Below are 3240 nucleotides of genomic sequence, written 5' to 3' on the forward strand. Positions count from 1 at the left end.
GTAATGGTAGCCATACATGGGCAAAAGAAAGAAGTAGACTTATTTAAATTCTTTTGGAAAGAACTTAAATTAATAGGGGCAAGAGTCTATGAAAAAGAGGACTATGAAAAGGCTATACGTTTAATTACGGCCAATGAATTGCCATTCAATGAAATGATTACGGACGTGCAACCGCTAAAGAACATACAAAGGGTATTTGAAAATATAGATAAAAACCCTGACGGACTAAAAGTCCTAATGGATTGTCAATCATAACTAAGAACTAAAACTTTAAAAGAAAATGGGAGTACTGGATAAATTCAGTTTAAAAGGTAAAACGGCATTGGTTACGGGTTGTAAGCGAGGCATAGGTAAAGCCATGGCGATAGGTCTTGCGGAGGCTGGTGCAAATATCATAGGCGTAAGTGCTACTTTAGAATCAAGCGGAAGCGATGTAGAAAAGGAAATAAAGGCACTGGGCAGAGATTTTAAAGCCTATGCGTGTGATTTTAGTGATAGAAAAGCACTGTATAGTTTTATTGCAGCCGTTAAAGGCGATTTTCCTGTAATAGATATTTTGGTAAACAATGCTGGAACCATATTAAGGGCGCCAGCCGTTGAACATTCAGACGAGTTATGGGATAAAGTGATAGAGGTAAACCAAAATGCACAATTCATTTTAACCAGGGAAATAGGAAAAGAAATGGTTGACCGTGGTGCAGGAAAAGTAATATTTACGGCATCGTTGTTAACTTACCAAGGTGGAATAACCGTGCCGGGCTATGCAGCCAGTAAGGGAGCGATCGGTCAATTGACCATGGCCTTTGCCAACGAATGGGCCGGTAGCGGAGTAAATGTCAACGCCATTGCACCGGGGTATATAAGTACTGATAATACAGAAGCCTTACGTAATAACGAAGAGCGGGCAAATTCTATTTTGGCTAGAATTCCGGCAGGACGATGGGGAGAACCAGAAGATTTTGCAGGTCCCGTGGTCTTTTTGGCTTCGGACGCGGCTGCATATATGAACGGAAGCATCACTCTGGTAGACGGAGGTTGGATGGGTAGATAATCACACTAAAAACAGAAAAATGGCATCAATAAAAGAATACCAAATGTTTATAGATGGATCTTGGGTTACTTCAACCTCTGGTGAAACCATCGATATTATAAATCCATCAACTGAGGAGGTTTACGCAAAGGTTCAAAATGGAACGGTTGCGGAAGCTGTACAAGCATTGGAAGCAGCCGAAAAGGCACAGAAAGAGTGGAAAAAAGTCCCTGCCAGAAAGAGAGCGGAACTTCTGTATAAATTTGCTGATGAAATAAAGGCGAATGCCGATAAATTGGCAGAGCTTTTAGTAAAGGAACAAGGTAAGTTGCTTAAAGTAGCTAAAATGGAAGTTGCGGTAACCGCTTCTTTTATAGAATATGCTTGTGAGGGTGCACGAAGAATTGAAGGTGATATCATTCCTTCAGATAACCCAAATGAACAAATTTGGATTCAAAAAATACCACGTGGAGTAGTAGTTGCCATAACGGCATGGAATTTCCCTTTGGCTTTGGCCGGAAGAAAAATTGGTCCGGCATTGGTAGCAGGAAATGCTATCGTGGTAAAACCGACTTCAGAAACTCCGCTAGCAACATTAGAGTTAGGGCACTTAGCTAAAAAAGTTGGTTTGCCAGATGGTTTGTTGAATATTATTACAGGACCGGGAAGAGCTATGGGTACTGCCTTGGTAGAAAACCCTTTAACCAAAATGGTGACTATGACAGGGTCTACTCCTGTAGGTCAACAAATAGCAAAAATGGCAGCACAGAACCTAACGCACGTACAATTGGAACTGGGTGGAAAGGCTCCGTTTATAGTGTTTGAAGATGCTGATATTGATGAAGCCGTAGATGCTGCCTTACATTCTAGATTCGATAACTGTGGCCAAGTATGTACTTGTAATGAACGTATGTATGTTCATGAAGATATTTACCATGAATTCATGAATAAATTTATTCAAAAGACCAAAGCGCTAAAAGTGGGTGATCCAATGTTGGAGGATTCAGATATGGGACCAAAGGTGAACAAAAGCGAATTGGAGCATATGGAGCATTTGGTCAAAGTGAGTTTAGATGAGGGTGCAACAATTGCCACTGGTGGTAAACGTTTGTCCGGTGGTGAATTTGATAAAGGATATTGGTTTGAACCAACGGTTTTGACCGATGTAACCCAAAATATGACCATTGTTCATGAAGAGTCATTTGGACCTATTTTACCTGTGTTGAAATTTAAGGATTTTGATGAGGTTGTAGGCTTTGCAAATGACTGTGAATATGGTTTGGCGGCAATGGTATTTACCAATGACATGAATAAGATCATGCGTTGCAATGATGAACTTGAATATGGTGAGATCTATGTGAATCGTGGTCATGGAGAACAGCACCAAGGTTTTCATAACGGGTATAAGTTAAGTGGCTCCGGTGGTGAAGACGGTAAATACGGATTTGAGCAGTATATGGAAAAGAAAACGTTTTACGTAAGACATAAGGCATAATGAGTACAAGAATAGCAAAAGTAGATTGTCAATTATTTAAGGTTCCTTTACCAGAAGTAATGAACGATGCCAAACACGGCGACCATACGCATTTTGAGCTTGTGACAACTACAATTACCTTGGAGGACGGTAATGAAGGCACTGGATACACGTATACCGGCGGTAAAGGCGGGCACGCTACCAAAGCTATGGTAGAGCATGATTTTACCTCTTTTGTAATAGGTAAGGATGGTTCTAAAATTGAGGAGCTATATGAAGAAATGGAATGGCATATTCACTATGTAGGTAGAGGAGGTATTGCCTCTTTTGCCATTTCTACCATAGATATTGCCCTTTGGGATATTCGCTGTAAAAAAGCCGATAAACCTTTATATAAAATGGCCGGAGATGCAGACAATACCTGTAAGGCATATTGCGGTGGTATAGATCTTCAATTTCCTATTCCAAAGCTTTTGGATAATATGAGAACCTATTTGGATAGCGGGTTCAATGCCGTAAAGATTAAAATAGGAAGGGAAAATTTAGAAGAAGATTTAGAACGCATAAAAGCGGTACGTGAGTTTGTAGGTCCGGATGTTACATTTATGGTCGATGCCAATTATTCTATGACCGTAGACAAAGCGATAAAAGCTATTGAAGGCTTTAAAAAATATGATATTACCTGGTTTGAAGAACCGATTATACCTGATGATTATTTAGGATTTGGCGAAATTGT

The 3240-nt window shown here is 40.1% G+C and carries 3 protein-coding genes and 1 pseudogene; all 4 read left to right on the plus strand.

The window, feature by feature from the left end:
• Positions 1-255 (plus strand): annotated as a pseudogene (locus CW745_RS16450) (Zn-dependent alcohol dehydrogenase); the annotation flags it as partial.
• A gap of 25 nt (positions 256-280) precedes the next feature.
• Positions 281-1051, plus strand: coding sequence for an SDR family oxidoreductase (locus tag CW745_RS16455; RefSeq protein WP_074674417.1), 771 nt, complete (start codon positions 281-283; stop codon positions 1049-1051).
• 19 nt (positions 1052-1070) lie between these two features.
• On the plus strand, positions 1071-2525 hold the full coding sequence (gene aldA, locus CW745_RS16460) for an aldehyde dehydrogenase (RefSeq protein WP_099193280.1): 1455 nt from the start codon (positions 1071-1073) through the stop codon (positions 2523-2525).
• Positions 2525-3240: mandelate racemase/muconate lactonizing enzyme family protein (locus CW745_RS16465; protein WP_101109786.1), on the plus strand; the 716-nt coding region annotated here is incomplete at its 3' end. The genes aldA and CW745_RS16465, both read left to right, overlap by 1 nt.

This window comes from Psychromonas sp. psych-6C06 (assembly GCF_002835465.1).
In the GTDB taxonomy this organism is placed as follows: Bacteria; Pseudomonadota; Gammaproteobacteria; order Enterobacterales; family Psychromonadaceae; genus Psychromonas.

What these genes read in the sequence shown, in the direction of transcription:
- CW745_RS16455 (WP_074674417.1), top strand. Translation starts at nt 281, where the DNA reads ATGGGAGTACTGGATAAATTCAGTTTAAAAGGTAAAACGGCATTGGTT.
- aldA (WP_099193280.1), top strand. Translation starts at nt 1,071, where the DNA reads ATGGCATCAATAAAAGAATACCAAATGTTTATAGATGGATCTTGGGTT.